The following is a 21,062-nucleotide window of genomic DNA, read 5'->3' on the forward strand; positions in this document are numbered from 1 at the left end:
TGACCATGGCATTCATCGAAACCGTCACCCTCGACGTGGCCGACCCCACGGCCGCCCACCGCTTCTGCACCACCGCCTTCGGCCTGGACACGCAGATACGCCTGCGGGCCTCCGAGGCGCCCACCACCGGCTTCCGCGGGTTCACGCTGTCGCTCACGGTGTCCCAGCCGGCCGACGTCAACAGCCTCGTCGACGCCGCCCTCGACGCCGGCGCCACGTCGCTGAAGCCGGTCGCGAAGTCGCTCTGGGGCTACGGCGGCGTCGTGCAGGCACCGGACGGGACGATCTGGAAGGTCGCGACCTCGGCGAAGAAGGACACCGGACCGGCCACCCGGAAGATCGACGACATCGTGCTCCTGCTGGGTGTCGAGGACGTGACCGCGAGCAAGCGGTTCTACGTCGCCCGGGGGCTGGCCGTGGGGAAGAGCTTCGGCAGCAAGTACGTCGAGTTCGCCACCGGGCCGAGCCCGGTCAAGCTGGCGCTGTACAAGCGCCGTGCCCTTGCCAAGGATGCCGGTGTCTCTCCCGACGGCACCGGATCGCACCGGCTCGCGATCGGCGGAGACGCCGGGCCTTTCACCGACCCGGACGGGTTCGCCTGGGAGGCCGTATCGCCGGTGTCCGCGCCCTGACCGGAGCCCGCGCGTCGGCCGGTATCCGCGGGCCGGTCGGCATCCGCAGGCCGCCGGCCAGGACGTATGGCGCACGTAGAAGGCACCCCCGCCTGTCGGGGCCACTCCGGGCGTGACTTAGGTTAGGCATGCCTAACTTGTTCTCTCGCTCGGAGGTGGCCTGTGCCCGCCGCTGTTTCCCCGTCTCTCCCGCCCCTCCGGCGGACCGTCCTGAGAGGTCTCGGCATCGGGGCCGCCGCTCTCGCCGGGGCGGGCGCGCTCGGCGCCTGCTCCTCACGGGAAGTGAAGGACTCCGCTGCCGCCGCGTCCGGCGACCGGTTCACCGTCACCGATCAGCGCGGCAAGAAGGTCACCTTCGACGGGCCGGTGCGGCGCATCGCCACCGCGATCATCCCGTCGCCCTCGATGATCGCGGCGGTGGACGGCTCGTACGACCACATCGTCGGCATCAACGAGTCCACGCTCACCGCCAACAAGCAGGGCATCTTCGGCACTCTCTTCCCGAAGTCGAAGAAGACCACCACCATCGCGGGCGCCGACTTCGTCCCCAACGTGGAGACCATCGTCGGCCTCAAGCCGGACGTGGTGATCCAGTGGGGCGACATGGGCGACGACGTCATCGCTCCCCTGGAGAACGCCGGGTTCAAGGTCATCGGCCTGACCTACGGCACCCAGGAGATGATGGAGACCTGGATCGAGATCTTCGGCCAGTTGCTGGGCAAGCAGAAACGTTCCTCCGAGCTGCTGGACTGGATGCACTCCGAGGACAAGGCGGTCCGCGCCCTGGTCGCACCGTACGCGGAGAAGAAGCAGAAGGTCCTCTACCTGCGCACCGCCGCCGATGGCTGGACGACCGCCACGGGAGCCGACTACGTCTCCCACTGGACCACGATCGCCGGGGGTGCCAACGTCGCCGCGGACATCTCCGCCGACGCCCCGCAGGTCTCCGTCGAGCAGATCCTCGCCTGGGATCCCGAGGTGATCCTGCTCTCCGCCTTCGACGAGGCGAGCCCCGCCGACCTCTACGGCGACAAGAAGCTGGCCGGCGTCCGCGCCGTACGCGAACGCCGCGTCTACAAGGTGCCGCTGGGCGGCTACCGGTGGGATCCGCCGTGCTGCGAGTCCCCGCTGATGTGGCGCTGGGTCGCCCAGGTCCTGCACCCGGAACTGGCTGCCCGCAACGGTCTGCGCACGCAGATCAAGGAGACCTTCGACCGGCTCTACGGCTATGCGATCTCCGCAACCGAGACCGACGGCATCCTGCGCATGGACATGAACGCGAAGAGCGCGAGCTATGCCGGCTTCCGCGCCTGACCTCACGGCGGAGGCTCCCACGACCGCCGGGGGAGCCCCCGCGCGACGCCGGATCCCCCACCTCCCGCTGCTCGTCGCCGCCACCCTGCTGGTGTCCCTGGTCGCGCTCGCTCTGGGCCGCTACGTGGTCCCGCCCAACGAGATCATCCGCCTGCTCGCCGGCCAGGTCTTCCCGGTCGGCGAGACGTGGACCGCTCAGGAACAGACCGTCGTCCTCGACGTCCGGCTTCCCCGCGTCCTGCTCTCCCTCCTGGTCGGCGGCGGGCTCGCGCTCGGCGGCGCCGCCCTCCAGGGCGTGTTCCGCAACCCGCTGGTCAGCCCCGATGTGATCGGCGTCGCGTCCGGTGCGTCGTTCGGCGGCGTCCTCGCCCTGCTCCTCGGGCTGGGTTCGGCCGCGGTGGTCGGCGGGGCCTTCGGCTTCGGTCTGCTCGCCCTCGCCGTCGTCATGCTGATCGGACGGCTGAACACCGGCAACCCGATCCTGATGATCGTGCTCAGCGGCACCGTCACCGGCGCGTTCTTCACCGCGCTGGTCTCCTTCGCCAAGTACGTCGCCGATCCCGAGTCGGAACTGCCGTCCATCGTCTTCTGGCTTCTCGGCTCGCTCGCCACCGCCACCTACGCCAAGGTGGTCACCGCGGCCGTCCCGATCCTGCTCGGCGCAGCCGTGATCCTCGCCTTGCGGTGGCGGCTCAACATCCTCTCGCTCGGTGACGACGACGCCGTCGCGCTCGGTGTCCCGCCCCGCCTCACCCGCGGTGTGCTGCTGTGCGCCGTCGCGCTGATGACCGCCGGCTCCGTGGCCGTGGCCGGGCTGGTCGGCTGGGTCGGCCTGGTCGTCCCGCACCTGGCCCGGCTGTGGACCGGCAGCGATCACCGGGTGCAGTTGCCCGCGGCCTTTCTCATCGGCGGCGCGTACCTCACCGTGATCGACACCGTGTCCCGCACCCTGACCGCCGCCGAGATGCCGCTCGGCATCCTCACCGCGGTGATCGGCGCCCCCTTCTTCATCGTCCTGCTCGCCAGGTCGCGGAACCGGATGTGGTCACAGTGATCAGCGCTCGCGGCCTCGGCCATCGCTACACCCAGGGCCGGTGGGTCTTCCGGGGCGTCGACGTCGACGCCGAGGAGGGCCGCGTCCTCGCCGTCCTCGGCCCCAACGGCCGTGGCAAGTCCACCCTGCTGCGCATCCTGGCCGGCCTCCTCACGCCCACCGAAGGGGAGGTCACGGCCACCTCGCCGGTGGCGTACGTACCGCAGTCGCACAGCTCGGCCTTCGGCTATTCCGTCGCCGACATGGTCCTCATGGGCCGCTCCCGCCACCTCAAGGCGTACGCCACGCCCGGTCGCCGTGACCGGGAACTGGCCGCCGAAGCCCTGGAACGGGTCGGCATCGCGCACATGGCCGACCGCTCCTACGCCGAACTCTCCGGCGGTGAGCAACAGATGACCCTGATCGCGCGGGCCCTCACCGCACAGTGCCGGGTGATGGTCCTCGACGAGCCGGTCTCCGCCCTCGACCTGCGCAACCAGGCCCGTGTCCTGACCCTGTTGCAGGAGTTGGCGGCCTCCGGCCTCGGCATCGTCCTCACCACGCATCACCCGGACCACGCCCTGCACCTGGCCGACGACGCGGTGCTCGTCCTCGGGTCCGACGACGTCCGCACGGGCCCGGCCGCCGGGCTGCTGAACGCCGAAGCGCTCGGCCAGTTGTACGGCATACCCGTCGTCACCGCCCCGGTCGAGGGCCCACGCGGGCCGCGCGTCGTGGTCGTGCCCGACCTCGGCCCTGGCCGTAACTCCCCTACGTCCGCGACGAGGTCCGCTACGACGTCCGCGACGAGGTCCGCTATGACGTCCGCTACGACGTCCGGGTTGGCGCCCGCCTCGACGCCCCCTTTGCCGTCTGTCTCGCCGTCCCCCTCGTCGTCCCGTTCGTCGTCCCGTTCGCCGTCCGCTTCGTTGTCCGCTTCTCAGGAGGCCGCAGAGTGACCCCCGTCCGCCACGTCACCATGGGTCCGTACCCGTACGGGGAGATGTCCGACGCCCCGCCGTTCGACCCGGTCGACCTCTACGACCTCGACGAGGATCTGCTCCTCGGCGGCGAGGTCAAGGGCCTGATGCTCTCCCTCAATTGCGACCAGATCTTCCTGGAACGCCGCACCGCCCTGCTGGAACGGTTCGTCCGCGCCGGAGGCCGCGTCCTGGTCAACGGACACGTCATACGCCCCTTCCTTCCCGGACTCGGCCCCTGGCGCGCACTCGACTTCCACGGCCCCGCCGACCTGCGGATCACGCAGGTCACTCCGCACCCGGTCTGGGAGGGCGTCGACTTCCACGAACTCCTCTTCCGCACCGGCGTCCCCGGCACCCCGGTCGGCGACGCACTCGCCCGCGTCGGCGTGGCCGGCTTCTACGGCCGCGGATACCACTCCCACGTCCCGGAAGACGGCCAGGTCATCAACGGCATAGGCCCGCACGCCCTCCCGATCGACATCGTCTACCCGCTCGGGGCCGGCGCCGTGATGGCCCATGCCGGAAACGATCTGATCGGTTTCAGCGACCCCGACCGCACCACCCGAACCCTCGGTCCCCGTCTTCTCGCCTGGCTGGAAGGAGCCCTGTGATGCCCACCCTCGGATTCCTGCACGGCGGATCCTTCTCCCAACTCGCCACCCTCGCCGACCCGGCCGTCCAGGCGTGGCGCCCGCACGCGATCTACCTCCCGGAGGCCGGCGAGGACGACTTCGCAGGCGTCGACACCCTGATCGTCTCCGACCGCCTTCACCCCGGCCTGCTGGCGAAGGCCGCACCGGCCCTGCTGACGGTCGCCGAGCGCGGCGGAACCGTCGTGGTCCTCGGCGAGAACGACATCACCGGCTGGCTTCCCGGCCTGGACGCCTGCGAGCCCGCCGAGACCAACTTCTGGTGGTGGCGCACCGGCGACGACAACGGCGTACGCCGCGCCCACGAGGGCCACGAGGCGTGGGACTTCCTCTCGGAGCGTGCTGTCCGCTGGCACTACCACGGGCTCCTGAAGCCCCCGGCGGGCGCGACCCCGCTCGCCTACACGGTCCGGGAACAGGGCGGAGACCCCCAGCGCGAACAGGTCCTCCTCTACGAAGACCTCGTGTCCACGCCGGGCCGCCTGATCGTCGCCGCCATGGATCCCGTCTATCACCACGGCTCGCGCTTCATGCCGGGCGCGACGCAACTGCTCTACGGGCTGCTGCGGTGGACGGGCTGATCTGCCTGGGACGACCTGTGTTGCCCGGCCTGGGACGACCCGTCTGGCCCGGCCTCGGACGACCTGTGTTGCCCGGCCTCGTACAAGCCGTTCTGCCCGTGTCGGACGGCACGTGATGCCCGCCTCTCGCTCAACGGCACACTGTTCGCTGAGGTAATGACGGGGGCGTTCCTGGCTGATGGCGCGGCAGGGAGTGACGGGGACGTCCTCCCTCCAACTTGCCTGTCACGGCAGGAGAAGGCGCTCAGCGAGTCGAGTGAAGGATGAGGTTCGGCGTCTTTCCCTTTGGCTGGAATTCCATTGCTCATGCAACGAAACCCTTGATAGACATGATCGAACGCGCGGGGAAGCGGCGTGTACGGGGGCAGGGGACAGGGGACATATCCGGTCCGGCCGACGTCGCACGCGGGGCGTGCCGATGGCCTCGGCGGACCGGGCGCCGTGAGAGTCGAGGGGGCGGCATGACCGGGTGGGACATCAGGCCGAGCGGGGTGGAGTCTGTTCTGTCGTTGGTGGGGCTGGCGTCGGAGGACCTGGGTAAGGGTGTCAGCGGCTACGGGGTGAGCGTGGAGGATGCCGCGCTGTCCGCGGGGACGATCAGCGGGCCGTACTGCGGTGAGGCGCCCGCGGGGCCGGTGGGGGCCGCGGTGGTCAACTTCGTCTCGGACAACGAGTACAGCATCCGGTTCATGGCGGCCCGTACGAAGAAGACCATGGACGGGACGGTCGAGGCCGTCACCGAGTACATCGAGGGCGACCTGGCCATGGCGGCCCAGGCCCAGCGCGATGCGGCGAAGGCGCCTACTCCCGCCGAGATCAGGGCGGTCGGGCAGAAGGCGGACCACAAGGGCGGGGAGTAGCCGGCGTGATCGAACCGGGTGGGATTCCTCAGTACACGGGTGATTTCGGTCAGTTGGAGAAGGCCGCGTCCTCGCTGCGTACGCATGCGACGGGTATCCGGTCCGGAGGGAAGGACGTCCACTCGCGCTTCCAGGCGACGGCCGCGTATTACAAGGCTCCTGAGGCCGACCGGTTGTTCTCCTCCACGCAGCCGGTGATGGACACGTCCGAGGAGTTCGCGGGGAACATCGAGGCGCTGGCCGATGCCCTGGACACGTTCGTCTTCGAGGCCAGGCCGCACGCGGACCGGCTGGGGCAGCTGAAGCTGGACGCGTTCACCTTCGTCGACAGCGTGCGGGGCGAGGACGACTGGACCGAGGACCAGGCCAGGACGGATGCGCATCAGGCGCTGATGGACGGGGTGGCGGCAGCGCGTGAGGGCTTCCAGGAAGCCGAGCGCAATGCCGCCAACAAGATCAACGCGATCAGTCCGGGAGCCTGCCGCCCGCAGTGGGTCGTGGACGACGGCACCCACGGGCTCGGCATGTACGGCCAGAGCGCCGACGAGCTCAAGGACATGAAGGACCTGCCGTGGGGCAGCCCGGAGGGGCGTACCTACGAGCGGTGGAGTCTGGAGTGGTGGGGGCACGGGGCCAAGAGCTGGGCGTGGGACGGCATCGCCAAGGACAGCATCTGGGGCGGCATCGACGGCCTGGGCACGCTGATCGGTTTTCACGGAGGAGAAGCCCGTGACCAGGCATGGGACGGGCTCAGGCGCACGGCTGTCGGCGGCTATGCCTACGGCATGGACCTGTTCGGGCAGGGCGATCACCTGTCCGGCTGGCAGCGCGACAGCAAGGCGTACGCGAAAGAGTTCGGCAAGCAGTTCATCGCGTACGACACGTGGGAGGAGGATCCCGCGCGTGCACATGCCGTGGTCTCCTTCAACATACTCACCCTCGCTGCCGGCCCCCTGGGCGCCGCCTCGAAGCTCGGCAAGGGCGGCACGTTCGCGAAGGCGGCCGGCACCGTGGCGAGGATCGGTGACGCCCTCGACCCCCTCGGCGGCGCTTTCAAGGCGGCCAAGGCCCTCTCGGACCTGCCGAAGGTCTCCCAGGTCCTGGCCAACGTCAGCGACCACCTCCAACTGCCGAAAACGAAGTTCCCCGACGGCGCCTTCGACCTCAGCGACCGCTACCGGGTCGACAAGGACGGCAACCTCATCCCACTCGACCGGGACGGCACGCCCAACACCGCCCCGGTGCCGCACGAGCCCGCCGCCGCAGAACGATCGGTTGGTACCGGCCCCGACGACCGCGAGTTGGTTGGTGCAGGTGCCCGAGCCGGCGAGGGCGCGGCCCGCAGGGGGGAGGGCCTGCCGCCGCAGGCGGGCCACGACAGTTCGGCAGGAGGGGGCGGCGATGTGCGCAGTGAGCACAGGCGTGGTGGCCCGGGCGGTGGCGGCTCCGCCACGCACGATGCGGGCCCGGGGGCGCGCTCGCCCGACAGAGTGTCGGCTCCCGCGGGTGCGAGGGGCGTAGGCGATGGCGGTCATCAGGGGAGTGGTTCCTCAAGTCGTGATGCTCGGCCCGGAGACGCGCGTGTGGATGGCCAAGGAGCCGGGCGCGGCTCGGACAGGGCTGACGGATCAGAGGGAGCTGACACCGGTGGCTCTCATGAGTCGACATCTGGGGATGGCGGTACTCACGGGGACGTGCCTGAATCGGGTGAGCAGCATGGAGAGCCGACTGCAGTCGATTCAGTGGGAACGCACCATGATGCGGGGCAACACGGTGACGGCGAAGGGGCCGGCGAACCCGACTTCACACGCCCGACCTTGCCGCCCGGGGAGGCTCAACTGTCTCTACGCCAACTGCGTGCCCTGCGTGCGGGACGCCACCGTTACACCATGGCGGAGGAGATAGGACGAGAAATGTTCGGTGGTGGGCCTGAGTGGCACTTCCCTGTTCCGACCCATGACCACCCCTACTATCCTGTCGAAGCCCCGGGCGGCCGCAAGGTGGACGTTCCCGTTGATTTGCCGGACGGCCGCACTTTGGCCGTAGAAGTCAAACACTACCTGCAATTCCGAACGATTAAGCTCTCTGATGGGACGAGTCGGACAGTAAAGGGGGAAGTGCCTATGAATGCAGGTATGATGGAGCAGATCAATAAAGATCTCACGCTGCGGCGGATGGATCCGGGTTACGATCCCCGGTGGGTATTCATGGATGCGCCTCCATCTCAGGCTCTCCGGAATTATCTTGTGCAGGCTCGAATTGTTTTTGTTGAGTACGGGCCTGCTCCCAAGTGAGTGTCAGTTGTAGCGGAAGGTGTCGGAAATGATGAAGTCGGGTGCTCCGGAGCCGGATCTTGAGCGTTGGGCTGAAGAGGGGCGTCGGACGGTCATCGAAATCGCTGACATGCTGGGAGTTCTTCCGGCTGTGTATGTCAGGGATCCGCTGAGTCTGATTCCTGCTCTGCAGAATTACGTATCACGTCTCCCTCTCGATCAGTTCGAGCAATCAGACTGGGCGACGCTGCACAGTGACTTGATGTCGTATGTTTCGGATTTCCTGATCCAGGGACATGGGGGCCGTTGGGTTGTGGTCGATGACCCGGCCGTACCTCGTGGCTATCGCTATGTCATCGAGGTGGAAGGTCGTGACGGGGGGAGTCGTAAAATTGACCCTGCAGATGTTGTGATGGCCGAGTTCAAAAATCTTCCCATTGAGATCGCGAGAATGCTTGCCAGTGCGGAGCTCGCGCTGGGGTTGGCATCTCGCACCAGTGAAGAGGAATGATGCGGTTCAGTGCTCCAGGAAGCAGTCAATGACCCAGGACGTCATCGCTCTCACCCCGCAGATGCCGGATACCCGCACGCTGTTGGCCGGGCTGCACGCCGGTGGTCCTGATCTGCGGGTGAACCGTGAGGCCGGCGGGGCGGTGGCGCAGTTGTGCACCGCTGCCGGGCAGGCGTTGGTGTCGCTCGAAGCGCCCCGGTACATCCAAGTCCCGGGTGAGGTGGACCGGTTGCTCGGGTCGAGCGTGTGCGCGGAGTCGCCCGTGTGGTGGACCGAGGCGCGGGCGACCACGGCGGTGGAGGAAGCCGGGCGGCTGGCCGGGTCCGTCGCCGGGCGCCTGACGGCCGTGCTCGGCGGCACCGTCTGGCCGCGCCGGGCCGGTCACACCGACGTCGTGGCCGACCTCGCCGACGCCACCACGACGGCAGCCCCCATGGGCGTCGACATCCTCACCGACAAGGCGGCTGTCGTCATCCAGGGCCGCCCCGTGATCGCTGCCACTACCTGGCTGACCGACGTGGTGCGCAACGCGGCCCGCACCGGGCGTGAACTGCAGATTCTCACCCCGCCCGGCACCCGGCTCACGTTCCCTGCCCGCACGTTGCTGGACGGGCTGCCCTCCCGCTGGGTCGTGCGCGACCCCGCGTGCGGGTACTACGACGGACTCTCCGGGGCCGTACTGCACTGGCACGGCGGGTACTTCGCCCCTGTCACCGGCGAGGGCCCCCGGATCGCGGACACCTTCCGGACCCAAGCCGGCAGGGAAGGGGAACGGCAGTTGCTGCTCTCCGTCCGCACGGTCCACCCGCCCGATGAACGGCTCGTCCTCGGTGGTGCCCTGGAACTGGCCTGGCGCACGCTCACCGGAGCCGCCCCCGCCGGATGGGCCACCGCAGAACCCATCAACGTCCCGTGGTCCACACGGCAGTTGACCGACCTGGCTCGCACCCGCGCCCAACGGTCCCAGCCCACCTGGATCGTCGCCGTCGGCGCCCCCGACCACCCCGCGATCGCCACCGTGCGCACCGCCCGCACGCCTCTCGGCGTCGAGGAGCACATCACTCTGGCCATCGGATACGGAGCCGGACGGAACGTTCCGTCGGACGTCCTTCCCGAGCTGGCCGAGTCCCTGGCCACCGGCCACAACCTCGCCACGATGATCGGCCAGCTCCGTACCGCACGCGCGGATCTGACCACCCCGGCCCACTACGAGCCGCCGCCCGTGCCGCTCGGTCTCACCCTCGGCCCCGACGCCGTCGCCGACCTCGGCCCCGACCACACCCGCCAGACCCTCGCCGGCACGACGCCTGCCCGGCTCGGCCCGGCAGCCCGGCCCGCCCTGCACTACACACTCGGCGACGGAACCGATCCCGCCGCCTGGGAACGCCTCCGGCAGATCAACGAGCATCTGACCGGCGCCCGGCAGAGGCCGGACACGCCGGCCAGGACGCCCCTGGTGAAAGCGCCCCCGCTCCCGCCGGAGGGCCTACGCCGCGTACCCGTCCAGCCAGGCCGGGAACTCCGTGAGCGCGGACAGGACGACGTCCGCCCCGGCCGCCCGTAGTTCCTCCGCGTCGCACGGACCCGTGGTGACCGCGACCGACAGGGCCCCGGCCGTGCGGGCGCCCCGTACGTCCCCGACGTGGTCGCCCACGTACACGTGCGCGCCGTGCTCGCGCAGCGCCTCGCCCTTGGCCTCCGCCCACAGGCCGCCGATCAACGCGTCGGGCTCGATCCCGAGGTGCGCCAGGTGCAGTTCCGCGTTCGGCCGGTACTTGGCGGTGACGACTATCGCCCGGCCGCCCCGCTCGCGGATCGCCGCGACCGACTCCCGGGCGCCCGGCAGCGCGAGGCTCGGGGCGATGGCGTGGGCGGGATAGATCTCCCGGTAGCGGTCGGCGGTCGCGGCCACCACGTCGGCCGGGAACCAGTTCCGCAGCTCGTCGTCGACCGGCGGGCCGAGCCTGCTCACCACCAGATCCGTGTCGATCGGCGTCCCCGTCTCGGCGGAAAGCGCCAGATAGGCGGCCTTGATGCCGGGCCGGGAGTCGATGAGTGTCATGTCGAGGTCGAAGCCGACCGTCAGCGGGTACGCAGGCATGTCATCCATTGTCGCGGCACCGGGTGCGGCGGCGTCCTGGCAGGGGGACTGGGGTGCCGGAACGGCGATGCTTAGACTTAGCCAAGCCTAACTTTGTTTCGCTTCCGATTGGGTCCGATGTCAGCCGCCGCTCCACGCCGCTCCAGACGCGCACTCGCGACGGCGGCGGCCGTCGCGGCGCTGCTCGTGGCGATACTTCTCAGCCTTGCCGTGGGGGCCCGCTCCATACCCCCGTCCGAGGTGGTCGACGCCCTGCTGCACGGCGGGCACTCCGACGCCGCCGAAGTCATCCGGAACATGCGGGTGCCCCGCACCCTGATCGGGCTGATGGTCGGCGCGGGGCTGGCCCTCGCGGGCACGGTGCTCCAGGGCATCACCCGTAACCCGATCGCCGACCCCGGCATCCTCGGCATCAGCCAGGGCGCCTCGGTGGGCGTGGTGCTGGCCATCGCGTACGCCGGGATCCACACCCTGACGGGGTACGTGTGGTTCGCGTTCACCGGCGCCGCGATCGCCTCCGTCGCCGTGTACGCCGTCGCGTCCAGCGGGCGCGGGGGCGCCACCCCCGTGAAGCTCGCTCTCGGCGGCGCCGCGATCAACGCGCTGCTGGTGTCGGTGACGACGGCGGTCCTGACGACCAAGGCGTCCGCGCTGGACGAGTTCCGCTTCTGGCAGGTCGGCTCGATCGCCGGACGCGAGGCCGATGTGGCCCAGCAGATTTGGCCGTTCATGCTGATCGGGACCGTGCTCGTGCTGTCCGTCGCCCGCGGGCTCGACGCGCTGGCGCTCGGCGAGGACGTGGCGAAGGGGCTCGGACAGAAGGTCGCGACGGTACGCGTCGTCGGCGGCGTCGGAGCCACGTTGCTGACCGGTGTCGGCGTCGCGGCGGCCGGCCCGATCGCGTTCATCGGACTCGCCGTCCCCCATATCGCCCGCGCGATCGTCGGCAGCGACCACCGCTGGGTCCTGCCGATGGCCGCGCTGATCGGACCCGTCATGCTCCTCGTCTCCGATGTCATCGGCCGTATCGTCTTCCCGCCGAGCGAGGTCCCGGCAGGCGTGATGACGGCCCTGATCGGCGTTCCGTTCCTCGTCGCGCTGGTACGCCGGAAGGCGGTCCCCGCATGAGTGACACCACGGTCCGGGTGCGGCCCGCCGGATACCACGTCGTGCGGATCGGGGCGCGGGGCCGGTTCCTGCTGCACCGGCGGGCGGCCGTCGTCGCCGCCGTCCTCGTCGTCCTGCTGGCCGCTGTCTGTGTCACCTACCTCTGCGTCGGCGAGAGCTTCGTCGCGCCCGGCGAGGTCGTGAAGGTGATCCTGGGGCAGCCGTCGGCGGACGAACTGGTCGTCGGCACGCTGCGGCTGCCGCGCATGGTCGTGGGCCTGCTGGTCGGTGCGGCGTTCGGGATCGCCGGCGGGCTGATCCAGACCGTCGCCCGCAATCCGCTGGCCAGCCCCGACATCATCGGCATCAGCCAGGGCGCGAGCGCGCTCACGGTCGGCGCGATGACCTTCGGCGTCACCTCGTACACCATGCTGCCGTACCTGTCCGTCATCGGCGGGGTGGCCGCGGCGGCGCTCGTGTACGTCTTCGCCTGGCGCGGCGGGCTGCACGCCACCCGCTTCGTCCTCATCGGCATCGGCTTCGCCATCGCGCTGCGGTCGGTCACCACCCTGTTCCTGACGAAGGGCGACTACCTGGTCGCGCAGCAGGCACAGATCTGGATGACGGGCTCGCTCAACGGCCGCGGCTGGTCCCAGGCCGCACCGATCGGCTGGGCGCTGCTGGTCCTGCTGCCGGCCGTCCTGTGGGCCGCCCGCGCCCAGCGCACCGTGTCGATGGACGACGACACCGCGACGGCCCTCGGGGTGCGGCTGGGACGGGTCCGGCTGGGGCTCGTCGCGCTCGGCGTGATCCTGGCCTCCGTGGCGACCGGGACGGCCGGTCCGGTCGACTTCGTGGCGCTGCTCGCCCCGCAGATCGCCCGCAGGATGACCCGTACCGCGCAGATTCCGCTGTTCTGCTCGGCGCTGCTCGGCGCGGTGATCGTGGTCTTCGCGGATCTGCTGGCGCGCAAGCTCTTCTCGCCCACCGAGCTGCCGGTGGGCGTTCTGACGGCGGCGGTCGGCGCCCCGTATCTGATCTGGCTGATCATCCGCGGTCACGGCGGCGGTCGCGGCCGTACAGGAGGCACCGCATGAGCTCGACCCGTACGTCCGCCACGACGACGACCGCGACCAGCCGCCTCACGGCGCGGGAGCTGACGCTCGCGTACGAGGACCGCACCGTCGTCCAGGAGCTGGACCTCGCCGTTCCCGACGGCCGGGTCACCGTCATCGTCGGGCCGAACGCCTGCGGCAAGTCGACCACCCTGCGCGCGCTCGGCCGGCTCCTCAAGCCGCGCGGCGGGGCCGTCCTCCTGGACGGCACCGAACTGTCGAAGATCCCCACGCGCAGGATCGCGCAGTCGATCGGGCTGCTGCCGCAGACCCCGGTGGCCCCCGAGGCCATCACCGTCTCCGATCTTGTCGCCCGTGGCCGGCAGCCGCACCAGCACTGGTGGCAGCAGTGGTCGGAGGAGGACGAGCGCGCGGTGACGGACGCGATGGACCGTACGGACGTCACCGCGCTCGGCGACCGGTCGGTGGACGAGCTGTCCGGCGGGCAGCGCCAGCGGGTCTGGATCGCGATGGCCCTCGCCCAGGAGACCGATCTGCTGCTGCTCGACGAGCCGACCACGTACCTCGACATCGCCCACCAGGTGGAGGTCCTGGACCTGGTGCGCCGGCTCACCGCCCGGGCGGCGGACGGCAGCCGCGGCCGGACCGTCGTCACCGTGCTCCACGACCTCAACCAGGCCGCCCGGTACGCGGACCACCTGGTCGCCATGAAGGCGGGCCGGATCGTGGCCGAGGGCCACCCGAAGGACGTCGTCACCGCCGATCTCGTACACGACGTCTTCGGTCTGGACGCGGTGATCGTCCCGTGCCCCGTGACGGGTTCGCCGCTCGTGGTGCCGGGCGCGCCGTGGCAGGCCGCGCCGGCGACGTGACCCCGGGTCGGCTCCGGTGGCGCGCACCCCGTGTCGGCTCCGGCGAGGTGTCCCGTGCCCGCTCCGGTGGCGTGTCCCGTGCCCGCTCCGGCGACGTGACCCGTGCCTGCTCCCGGTGGCGTGAGGCCCATGTCCGGGCCGCGCCGGTCCTTCTGTGCCTCCTCACCCCGACCCCGACGAAAGGCAGTTCATGACCACGTTCACCCGCCGCCGCGGCCTCGCCCTCGGCGCGCTCTCCCTGGCCGGCGCCCTCACGCTCTCCGCCTGTGGTTCCTCGGACTCCGGTGACAAGAACGACGGCGACGCCGCTGCCGCGAAGACCCGTACCGTCACGACGGCCATGGGTGACGTGAAGGTCCCCGTCACCCCCCAACGTGTCGTGGTCCTCGACACCGGTGAGCTCGACTCCGCGCTCACGCTCGGCGTGCAGCCCGTCGGTGCGACGCACTCGGCGACGGAGGACGGCTTCCCCTCCTACCTGCCCGCGGACCGGACGAAGGACATCAAGGAGGTCGGCGAGATCGCCAACCCCAACCTGGAGGCCGTCGCCTCGCTGAAGCCGGACCTGATCCTCACCAGCAAGGTCCGGGACGGCGACCGTTACGAGCAGCTCAGCGCGATCGCTCCCACCGTGATGACGGAGGCCACCGGAACCGCCTGGAAGGAGAACCTCCAGACGCACGCGGAGGCGCTCGGCAAGCAGGCCGAGGCGAAGAAGGCCATAGCCGCGTACGAAGCCCATGTCGCGAAGGTGACCGAGGCGATCGGCGGCAAGGAGAAGGCAGCCGCCACGGACGTCAACTTCGTCCGCTTCGTCGAGGGCGCCGACATCCGCATCTACGGCAAGCAGAACTACATCGGATCGATCCTCGCCGACCTCGGCGTGGGCCGCCCGGCGATCACGGACAAGGCCAAGGACGGCTTCTCGTACGACGTGTCACCCGAGAAGATCGACCTCGCGGACGCGGACGTCATCTTCACGTCGACGTACGGCGACCCGGCGAAGGCGGGCACGACCAAGACGACGAAGAGCGGCCTGTGGAAGGGACTGACGGCGTCCCGGAACGGCAAGGTCTTCACGGTCGACGACCGCCTGTGGATCGCGGGCATCGGGTACACGGCCGCGGACCAGATCCTCGACGAGTTCCAGGCAAAGATGACGGGCTGACGTCCGGATCGACGGCGGGCTGACGCCCGGGCCGGTGACGGGCCGACGACGGGCTGACACCCGGGTCGACGTCCGGACCGGTGACGGGCCGACGTCCGGGCTTTCACGGCCGTGGCCTCGCGCCCTCACACCGTCGGCGCCCCGGGCCGGTGACGGTGTGACGCCCGGATTCTCACGACCGTGGCCTCCGCGCCCTCCAGACCAGGTAGAGCGCGGAGGCGACGGCCGCCCCCCGCACCACCCACGGCCACGTCTGGCCCATCACCGCACTCATCTGCCCGTCCCCGATGGGCTCGCCCCAGCGGTTCTCGGTTCTGCCCCACAGCCAGACCAGGGCAGCCGCCGCGACCACGCCCGGCAGCCCCAGCACGGCCCACTTCGCCTCCGTGCGGGTCAGCTTGCGTGAGCCGTACGCGAGCAGCCAGCCGCCCGCCAGGGCCGGCCAGGAGCCCAGCACGGCGCCCGCGACCAGCAGCGCGGCGGCGAGCAGCAGCAACGGGTGGGAGAATCCGCGGCCCTTCGTCCCGCCCTCGCGCGGCGCGCGACGGCCGAGGCGCGGACGCCACCTGCGCCGCACGGCCTCCTCGGTGGGGCCGTCCTCGGGAACGCCGTCGTCCTCGTCCACCACCGCGTCGTCCGTGCGCGGGTGCGGCACGGTGTCCCCGGACCGGGGCTGCCCCATCATCTCCGGGATCTCGACGCCGCCGACGAACCCCGGCACATCGACGCCCGCGCCGAACGGCCCCGGCTCGATCCGCCACCAGTCGGGCTCGCCCCCGGACGGCCCCAGCTCGTCCGTACCGGCCATGTGCGGAGGCGAAGGCGCCTGCCCGGGCGACGACCCCCGCCCGGCCGCGGCTCCCGGAGCCGCCGGGTCGGCCGAGTCCAACGGGTGCGCGGAGTTTGCCGGGTCCGTGGATCCGGCCGCAGGCTCCTGTTCCGCGGCCGGCCCCTCCGCCCCCTCCGCACGCGCCCGCGACGCGCCCTTGCCGAAACCGTCTTTCCGGAGCATCCCCGTACGTGCGGGGCGCGGGCGGGGGATGCCGCGCCCCGCACCCGCGGCAGGGTCCGGCTGCTGCGGCAGCTCCACCGCCCCGCCCGCCGACGCGGCCGCGGCGGCGACCAGTTCATCCGGTGTGCCGAGCCTCCCGATGATGCGGCGGACCGCCGCCGGGGTGTCCGCGGACTGCGTTCCGCGCTGCCGGTCGATCTCGCTCCGCAGCGTCGAGACGAGCCTCATCCGGACGCCCGAGGACAGCTGTTGCTGCTGCGCCACGTCCCCGACACGGCTCAGATAGTCGTAGACGAGCTGGTCGCTCTCGATCCCCACGCGATGGTTCCCCTCTACCGCCTTGCACCGACGGTAGCGCCCTCGGGCCTGTCCGGAGCGACTACCGTGGGACGGATGGGGATGACCACACCACCGCGGACGCTCGCCGAAGCTCTCCGCGCCCGGGACGACGCGTCGTTGGCGGGGCTGCTGCGCGCCCGCCCCGATCTCCTCACCCCCGTACCGGGCGACATCACTCAGCTCGCCACGAGAGCCGGCACGCGTGCCTCCGTCGTCCGCGCGCTGGAGCACCTCGACCGGTTCGCCCTGCAGGCCGCCGAAGCGCTGGCCGTGGCACCCGATCCCGCCCCGTACGAGACGCTGCTCGGCCTCCTCACCGGCGACGGCCGGGGCGACGGCGAGCACCGTGACGACGCGGGCGCGGCGATCGAGGACGCGCTGCCCACCGCTCTGGCCACTCTGCGCGAACAGGCCCTCGTCTGGGGCGACGACGACCGGCTGCGGCTGGTGCGTACCGCGCGCGAAATCCTCGCGCCGTCCCCGCAGCACCCCTCCCCGACCGGCCTCGGCCCGACCGTCGCGGAGGCGACCGCCGGAATGTCACCGGGCCGCATCCAGGACATCCTGGCAGCCGCCGGACTGCCCACCACCCATGACCCGGTCTCCGCCGTGACGTCCCTGTCCGCGCTCTTCACCGACCGGGCCAGGATGGCCGCGCTGCTGGACACCGCCCCCGCCGAGGCCCTGTCCGTACTGGACCGGCTGGTGTGGGGACCGCCGTACGGCGAAGTGACGGCGAACCCCGCCCCGCCCGTGCAGTGGCTGCGCGACCGCGGACTGCTGCTGCCCGTGTCGACCCGCACCGTGGTACTGCCCCGCGAGGCCGCCCTGCACCTGCGGGCCGGGCGGGCCCACCGGGTACCGGAACCCCTGCCGCCCGCCGTCGAGCCGGTCGCGAAACGCGATCCCCAGGCTGTGGACAGCGCCGCGGCCGGGCAGGCGTTCCTGGCGGTGAGCACCGTCGAGGACCTGCTGAAGAGCTGGAACGGCGGTGGCCCCCCGATACTGCGCGCCGGCGGGCTCAGCGTCCGCGAGCTGAAGAGAACCGCCACCGCCCTCGACGTATCCGAACCGGTCGCCGCGTTCTGGGTCGAACTCGCCTACGCGGCCGGGCTGCTGGCCTCCGACGGCGAGGCCGACGAACGGTACGCGCCGACGCCCGCGTACGACGACTGGGCCGAACTCCCCGCCCAGGACCGCTGGACGCGCCTGGCCACCGCCTGGCTCGCCGCCACCCGCACCCCCGGACTGGTCGGCGGCCAGGACGCCAAGGGCCGTGCCCTGTCCGCCCTCGGCCCCGACCTCGACCGCTCCGCCGCCCCCGGGGTACGCCACCGGGTCCTCGCCCTCCTCGCCGCCCTGGAACCGGGCACCGCCCCCGACCCGGCGACGGTCCTCGCCCGGCTGCGCTGGGAACGCCCCCTGCGCGGCGCCTCCACCAGCACCGGAGACACCTCCGACCTGAGGTCCCGGATCGCCCTGTGGACGTTGAACGAGTCCGAGATCCTCGGCATCACCGGCCGCGGCGCGCTCGCCGCGCACACCCGCGCCCTGCTCGACTCCGGGCCCGCCGAGGCGGCAGCACTGCTCGCGCCCCTCATCCCGGAGCCGCTGGACCACGTCCTGCTCCAGGCTGATCTGACGGCGGTCGCCCCCGGCCCGCTGGAACGCCCCCTGGCGGACATGCTCTCCGCCCTCGCGGACATCGAGTCGAAGGGCGGCGCGACGGTCTACCGCTTCACCCCCGGATCGGTGCGCCGAGCCCTGGACGCCGGGCAGTCCGCGGCCGATCTGCACGCGTTCCTCGCCACCCACAGCCGCACGCCGGTGCCGCAGCCGCTCAGCTACCTCATCGACGACGTCGCCCGCCGCCACGGCCATCTGCGGATCGGCGCCTGCTCCTCGTACGTCCGCTGCGACGACGAGGCCGTGCTGAACGAGATCCTCGCCGACAAGCGCTCGGCCGCTCTGCGCCTGCGCCGCCTCGCGCCGACGGCCCTGGCCGCCCAGGTCGACCCGGCGTCCCTGCTCGACGGGCTGCGCGAGATGGGCTACGCACCGGCCGCCGAATCCGCCGAGGGCGACGTCCTGATCACCCGCGCGGGCGCCCGCCGCACCCCGCCCCGCACGGCCCCCGTCCCCGTGCCCGAGGGCCCTCCGGTCCCGGACGCCACGCTGCTCGGCGCGGCGGTACGGGCGATCCGCGCCGGGGACACGGCCGCCACAGTGGTGCGCAAGGACCAGGGTGCCCCCGACGCGCCCGGCTCCCTGCCCCGTACGACCTCCGCCGAGACCCTGGCCACGGTCCAGGCCGCCGCGATGACCGGCTCCGCGCTGTGGATCGGCTACGTCAACGCGGACGGGGCGGCCAGCCAGCGCGTCATCGCCCCGGTCCGGGTCGAGGGCGGGTTCGTCACGGCGTACGACCACACGGCGGACGAGGTCCGCACGTACCCGCTGCACCGGATCACCGGCGTCGCCGAACTGGCCGACGACGCCACGTCCTGACCGGCGTCCGGGAGGTGCCGGTCAGGACGTGGCGTCTGCGGAACCCCTGAGGTGCTCAGGCCCGTCCGTACCGTGACGCCTTCAACAACCCGACCAACCGGTCCACGTCCGTCCACGGATTGTCCGCGTGTCCCTTCGCCCCCTGCCGCCGCAACATCCGCGCGCGCTCCTCGGCCCGGTCGTATCCGTCGCGCAGACTCTCGTACGCCAGGTGCTTGCGACTGACGGAGTAGCCGCAGGAGTCGAGTCCCGCGAGCGCTTTTTGTGCGTCGGCCGACGTGCACGTCGGCCGACGTGCACGTCGGCCGACACGTCCTTGAAGTGCAGGAGAAGCCAGAGCTCGAAACACGGATTGGTGAGCGCCACCTCGATCCCGTGCTGTCCGGCCAGCTTCAGCGCATCCGCCAGCCCCTCGTGCGGAACGGGTGCTTCGACATCGATCACACACCAGACCTCGTCGTACTCCATCCACCGGTCGCTCGCGGAACGGAGAGCCCGCTTCTTATGCTCAATCGCCGCCTTGACAAGCGATTTCGGCTCGCCGTGCTCACCGCCGAGACAGATGGCGACGGGCAGCGTCCGCAGTTCGGTCCGTAACCCTTTGAAGTACTGGTCCTCCGTGCGCTCCCCTTCGCAGTGGACCAGAAACCTACGCTGCTCCGGGCGTGCGCCCTTCGTCCGCCTCAGCGGCTTGCCCCGCTTCACGTCCACCCCCATGCCGGATTGCCACGGCGACGTCCCGCAGCAGTTCGTCGTCCAAGTGGGGCACCGCCCCGTAGCGTCCGCCCAGGTATCGCTTCTCCAGGTTGTCCGTGGAATCGCGCACCGAGAACTCCGTCATGGGGAACAACCGCGTCGCGAGCGTGTGCGGATCCTTCTCCGTGAACCACACCTGGTCCCTGAAGAGTTCGGTCCGGACGTTCCGGCCCAACAGAGCCGCCTCGTGTGTGCTGAACACCAGTTGGGCTCCGGTCCGATTGGTCTCGGGCGACTGGAACATACCGACCAGAGCATCCACGAGGTACGGATGCAGACGTGCGTCCAACTCGTCCACGCAGAGCACACCTCCCTGCGCCAGTGTGGTGATCACCGGGCCGATGAGGCCGATCCACGTTCGGGTTCCGCTCGATTCCTGCGCGAGGTCGAGCGGGAAGACTCCGTCCGCCGTCCGGTGCTCGACGCGTACGCGCTTCCCGGGGTCGTGCTGGATCCTGACCTTCTCCCCCAACGCGTCCCTGAGCGCCCGGGTGATGCGTTTGTGGTCCTCCTGCGACCACTCGTCCGGCTCCTTGATCTCCAGCCCGGACACACCGAGATCCGCGAAACGGAGCAGAGCCATCGTCGATGCTGTTGTGCGCTCCACATCGTCGGCGAGGCAGAGCTGCACCGTCTGGTCGACCCGCTGCGGGAAGTCGTGATCGGTCGCCATCCGCAGACCGCGTCCGAACCAGCGGAACACCTCCCCGAGCTGGTCGTGCCCCTGGGCCGCCGCGACCGACAGGTAGAGGCTGTTCGGCCTCAGCAGTTCGGCGATCAGCTTGCGCCGCCCGGTGAGCCAGCGTCCGAAAACGACGCTGTCGTCGGAGCCTCGCTCGTAGATACGGCGCTGTCGGCCCTCGGGGTAGTAGTAGAGCCATTCCTCGGTCACCCGATCGTCATCGACGGAGAAACCGAACTGGTGACGCACTCCGTTCATGCCGAAGTCGACGGCGAACGAACTCGGGTACGAGGACGCGTCCCGCCTGAGGGCGAACGGCCGACGCGGGACTCCGCCACTCGGATCCCAGTGGCGGAACGACGAAAGCACCGCCGATCGCATCCAGCCGAGGGAGTCGATGACGTTCGACTTCCCGGAGGCGTTGGTGCCGTACACGGCCACGACAGGAACCGCACGGAACTCGCCACCCGCCAGTCCCGCCTCGGCGCGCTCCGGGTGGTGATCGGTGGCGACGAGAGACAGTTCCTGCTCCTCCAGGAGCGACGTGTGATTCGTGACCTGGAACCGAAGCAGCACGGCAGCTCCTCCAAGCATGGAACAGTGT

Annotated in this window: 19 protein-coding genes; 15 read left to right on the plus strand and 4 right to left on the minus strand. The window is 70.8% G+C overall.

The features are described 5' to 3' along the window. The first annotated feature begins 5 nt into the window (after positions 1-5). From ACFVUT_RS26635 to ACFVUT_RS26680, 10 genes are all read left to right on the plus strand, one after another. Complete coding sequence (locus ACFVUT_RS26635) at positions 6-632, plus strand: glyoxalase (RefSeq protein ID WP_389654767.1); 627 nt, start codon at positions 6-8, stop codon at positions 630-632. A gap of 162 nt (positions 633-794) precedes the next feature. Further along, the gene (locus ACFVUT_RS26640; RefSeq protein WP_389654765.1) at positions 795-1,946 is read left to right on the plus strand and encodes an ABC transporter substrate-binding protein; all 1,152 of its coding nucleotides are present in this window, start codon (positions 795-797) and stop codon (positions 1,944-1,946) included. Continuing rightward, the gene (locus ACFVUT_RS26645) at positions 1,927-3,000 is read left to right on the plus strand and encodes a FecCD family ABC transporter permease (protein WP_389654763.1); all 1,074 of its coding nucleotides are present in this window, start codon (positions 1,927-1,929) and stop codon (positions 2,998-3,000) included. The genes ACFVUT_RS26640 and ACFVUT_RS26645 overlap by 20 nt, the downstream gene beginning before the upstream one ends. Continuing rightward, entirely contained in the window at positions 2,988-3,938 is a 951-nt protein-coding gene (locus ACFVUT_RS26650; RefSeq protein WP_389654761.1) for an ABC transporter ATP-binding protein, read from the plus strand. The genes ACFVUT_RS26645 and ACFVUT_RS26650 overlap by 13 nt, the downstream gene beginning before the upstream one ends. Next, entirely contained in the window at positions 3,935-4,573 is a 639-nt protein-coding gene (locus ACFVUT_RS26655) for a hypothetical protein (RefSeq protein WP_389654759.1), read from the plus strand. The genes ACFVUT_RS26650 and ACFVUT_RS26655 overlap by 4 nt, the downstream gene beginning before the upstream one ends. Further along, a complete protein-coding gene (locus ACFVUT_RS26660; RefSeq protein WP_389654757.1) occupies positions 4,573-5,193 on the plus strand; it encodes a hypothetical protein in 621 nt (206 codons plus the stop codon). The genes ACFVUT_RS26655 and ACFVUT_RS26660 overlap by 1 nt, the downstream gene beginning before the upstream one ends. 461 nt (positions 5,194-5,654) lie before the next feature. Next, the gene (locus ACFVUT_RS26665) at positions 5,655-6,053 is read left to right on the plus strand and encodes a DUF6507 family protein (protein ID WP_389654755.1); all 399 of its coding nucleotides are present in this window, start codon (positions 5,655-5,657) and stop codon (positions 6,051-6,053) included. Between the two features lie 5 nt (positions 6,054-6,058). Then, positions 6,059-8,347, plus strand: coding sequence for a hypothetical protein (locus ACFVUT_RS26670; RefSeq protein WP_389654753.1), 2,289 nt, complete (start codon positions 6,059-6,061; stop codon positions 8,345-8,347). Positions 8,348-8,375: 28 nt separating this feature from the next. Continuing rightward, the gene (locus ACFVUT_RS26675; RefSeq protein ID WP_389654751.1) at positions 8,376-8,837 is read left to right on the plus strand and encodes a hypothetical protein; all 462 of its coding nucleotides are present in this window, start codon (positions 8,376-8,378) and stop codon (positions 8,835-8,837) included. Between the two features lie 28 nt (positions 8,838-8,865). Continuing rightward, entirely contained in the window at positions 8,866-10,401 is a 1,536-nt protein-coding gene (locus ACFVUT_RS26680) for a DUF6177 family protein (protein WP_389654749.1), read from the plus strand. Here ACFVUT_RS26680 and ACFVUT_RS26685 read toward each other — a convergent pair. After that, positions 10,324-10,938, minus strand: coding sequence for an HAD family hydrolase (locus ACFVUT_RS26685; protein WP_389654747.1), 615 nt, complete (start codon positions 10,936-10,938; stop codon positions 10,324-10,326). The two genes, ACFVUT_RS26680 and ACFVUT_RS26685, sit on opposite strands and share 78 nt — an antisense overlap. 117 nt (positions 10,939-11,055) lie before the next feature. On the opposite strand from ACFVUT_RS26685, the gene ACFVUT_RS26690 reads away from it, so the two are divergent. The 4 genes from ACFVUT_RS26690 to ACFVUT_RS26705 all read left to right on the plus strand — a co-directional run bounded on the left by ACFVUT_RS26690 (position 11,056) and on the right by ACFVUT_RS26705 (position 15,161). Beyond that, positions 11,056-12,066 (plus strand): FecCD family ABC transporter permease, encoded by a 1,011-nt coding sequence (locus tag ACFVUT_RS26690; RefSeq protein WP_389654745.1) that lies wholly within the window; start codon positions 11,056-11,058, stop codon positions 12,064-12,066. Next, positions 12,063-13,142: a FecCD family ABC transporter permease gene (locus ACFVUT_RS26695; protein ID WP_389654743.1), complete on the plus strand. Its 1,080-nt coding sequence runs from the start codon at positions 12,063-12,065 to the stop codon at positions 13,140-13,142. The genes ACFVUT_RS26690 and ACFVUT_RS26695 overlap by 4 nt, the downstream gene beginning before the upstream one ends. Next, the gene (locus ACFVUT_RS26700) at positions 13,139-13,993 is read left to right on the plus strand and encodes an ABC transporter ATP-binding protein (RefSeq protein ID WP_389654741.1); all 855 of its coding nucleotides are present in this window, start codon (positions 13,139-13,141) and stop codon (positions 13,991-13,993) included. The genes ACFVUT_RS26695 and ACFVUT_RS26700 overlap by 4 nt, the downstream gene beginning before the upstream one ends. A gap of 190 nt (positions 13,994-14,183) precedes the next feature. After that, positions 14,184-15,161, plus strand: a complete 978-nt coding sequence (locus ACFVUT_RS26705) for an ABC transporter substrate-binding protein (RefSeq protein ID WP_389654739.1) — start codon at positions 14,184-14,186, stop codon at positions 15,159-15,161. Between the two features lie 172 nt (positions 15,162-15,333). Here ACFVUT_RS26705 and ACFVUT_RS26710 read toward each other — a convergent pair whose 3' ends face one another. Beyond that, entirely contained in the window at positions 15,334-16,491 is a 1,158-nt protein-coding gene (locus tag ACFVUT_RS26710) for a hypothetical protein (protein ID WP_389654737.1), read from the minus strand. 75 nt (positions 16,492-16,566) lie between these two features. Between ACFVUT_RS26710 and ACFVUT_RS26715 the strand changes: the two genes are divergently transcribed. Continuing rightward, positions 16,567-19,020, plus strand: coding sequence for a helicase C-terminal domain-containing protein (locus ACFVUT_RS26715; protein WP_389654735.1), 2,454 nt, complete (start codon positions 16,567-16,569; stop codon positions 19,018-19,020). Between the two features lie 81 nt (positions 19,021-19,101). Here the strand turns inward: ACFVUT_RS26715 and ACFVUT_RS26720 are convergent, their stop codons facing one another. Together ACFVUT_RS26720 and ACFVUT_RS26725 are read right to left on the minus strand one after the other, a co-directional pair. Further along, positions 19,102-19,737, minus strand: a complete 636-nt coding sequence (locus ACFVUT_RS26720) for an RloB family protein (RefSeq protein ID WP_389654733.1) — start codon at positions 19,735-19,737, stop codon at positions 19,102-19,104. Continuing rightward, the gene (locus tag ACFVUT_RS26725; protein ID WP_389654731.1) at positions 19,670-21,034 is read right to left on the minus strand and encodes an ATP/GTP-binding protein; all 1,365 of its coding nucleotides are present in this window, start codon (positions 21,032-21,034) and stop codon (positions 19,670-19,672) included. The genes ACFVUT_RS26720 and ACFVUT_RS26725 overlap by 68 nt, the downstream gene beginning before the upstream one ends. Positions 21,035-21,062: the final 28 nt, after the last annotated feature.

This window comes from Streptomyces sp. NPDC058051 (assembly GCF_042885475.1).
In the GTDB taxonomy this organism is placed as follows: domain Bacteria; phylum Actinomycetota; class Actinomycetes; order Streptomycetales; family Streptomycetaceae; genus Streptomyces.

Coding starts and splice junctions, on each gene's coding strand:
- ACFVUT_RS26635 (WP_389654767.1), top strand. CDS start 6: ATGGCATTCATCGAAACCGTCACCCTCGACGTGGCCGACCCCACGGCC.
- ACFVUT_RS26645 (WP_389654763.1), top strand. CDS start 1,927: ATGCCGGCTTCCGCGCCTGACCTCACGGCGGAGGCTCCCACGACCGCC.
- ACFVUT_RS26660 (WP_389654757.1), top strand. CDS start 4,573: ATGCCCACCCTCGGATTCCTGCACGGCGGATCCTTCTCCCAACTCGCC.
- ACFVUT_RS26665 (WP_389654755.1), top strand. CDS start 5,655: ATGACCGGGTGGGACATCAGGCCGAGCGGGGTGGAGTCTGTTCTGTCG.
- ACFVUT_RS26675 (WP_389654751.1), top strand. CDS start 8,376: ATGATGAAGTCGGGTGCTCCGGAGCCGGATCTTGAGCGTTGGGCTGAA.
- ACFVUT_RS26680 (WP_389654749.1), top strand. CDS start 8,866: ATGACCCAGGACGTCATCGCTCTCACCCCGCAGATGCCGGATACCCGC.
- ACFVUT_RS26685 (WP_389654747.1), bottom strand. CDS start 10,938: ATGCCTGCGTACCCGCTGACGGTCGGCTTCGACCTCGACATGACACTC.
- ACFVUT_RS26690 (WP_389654745.1), top strand. CDS start 11,056: ATGTCAGCCGCCGCTCCACGCCGCTCCAGACGCGCACTCGCGACGGCG.
- ACFVUT_RS26695 (WP_389654743.1), top strand. CDS start 12,063: ATGAGTGACACCACGGTCCGGGTGCGGCCCGCCGGATACCACGTCGTG.
- ACFVUT_RS26700 (WP_389654741.1), top strand. CDS start 13,139: ATGAGCTCGACCCGTACGTCCGCCACGACGACGACCGCGACCAGCCGC.
- ACFVUT_RS26705 (WP_389654739.1), top strand. CDS start 14,184: ATGACCACGTTCACCCGCCGCCGCGGCCTCGCCCTCGGCGCGCTCTCC.
- ACFVUT_RS26715 (WP_389654735.1), top strand. CDS start 16,567: ATGGGGATGACCACACCACCGCGGACGCTCGCCGAAGCTCTCCGCGCC.
- ACFVUT_RS26720 (WP_389654733.1), bottom strand. CDS start 19,737: ATGGGGGTGGACGTGAAGCGGGGCAAGCCGCTGAGGCGGACGAAGGGC.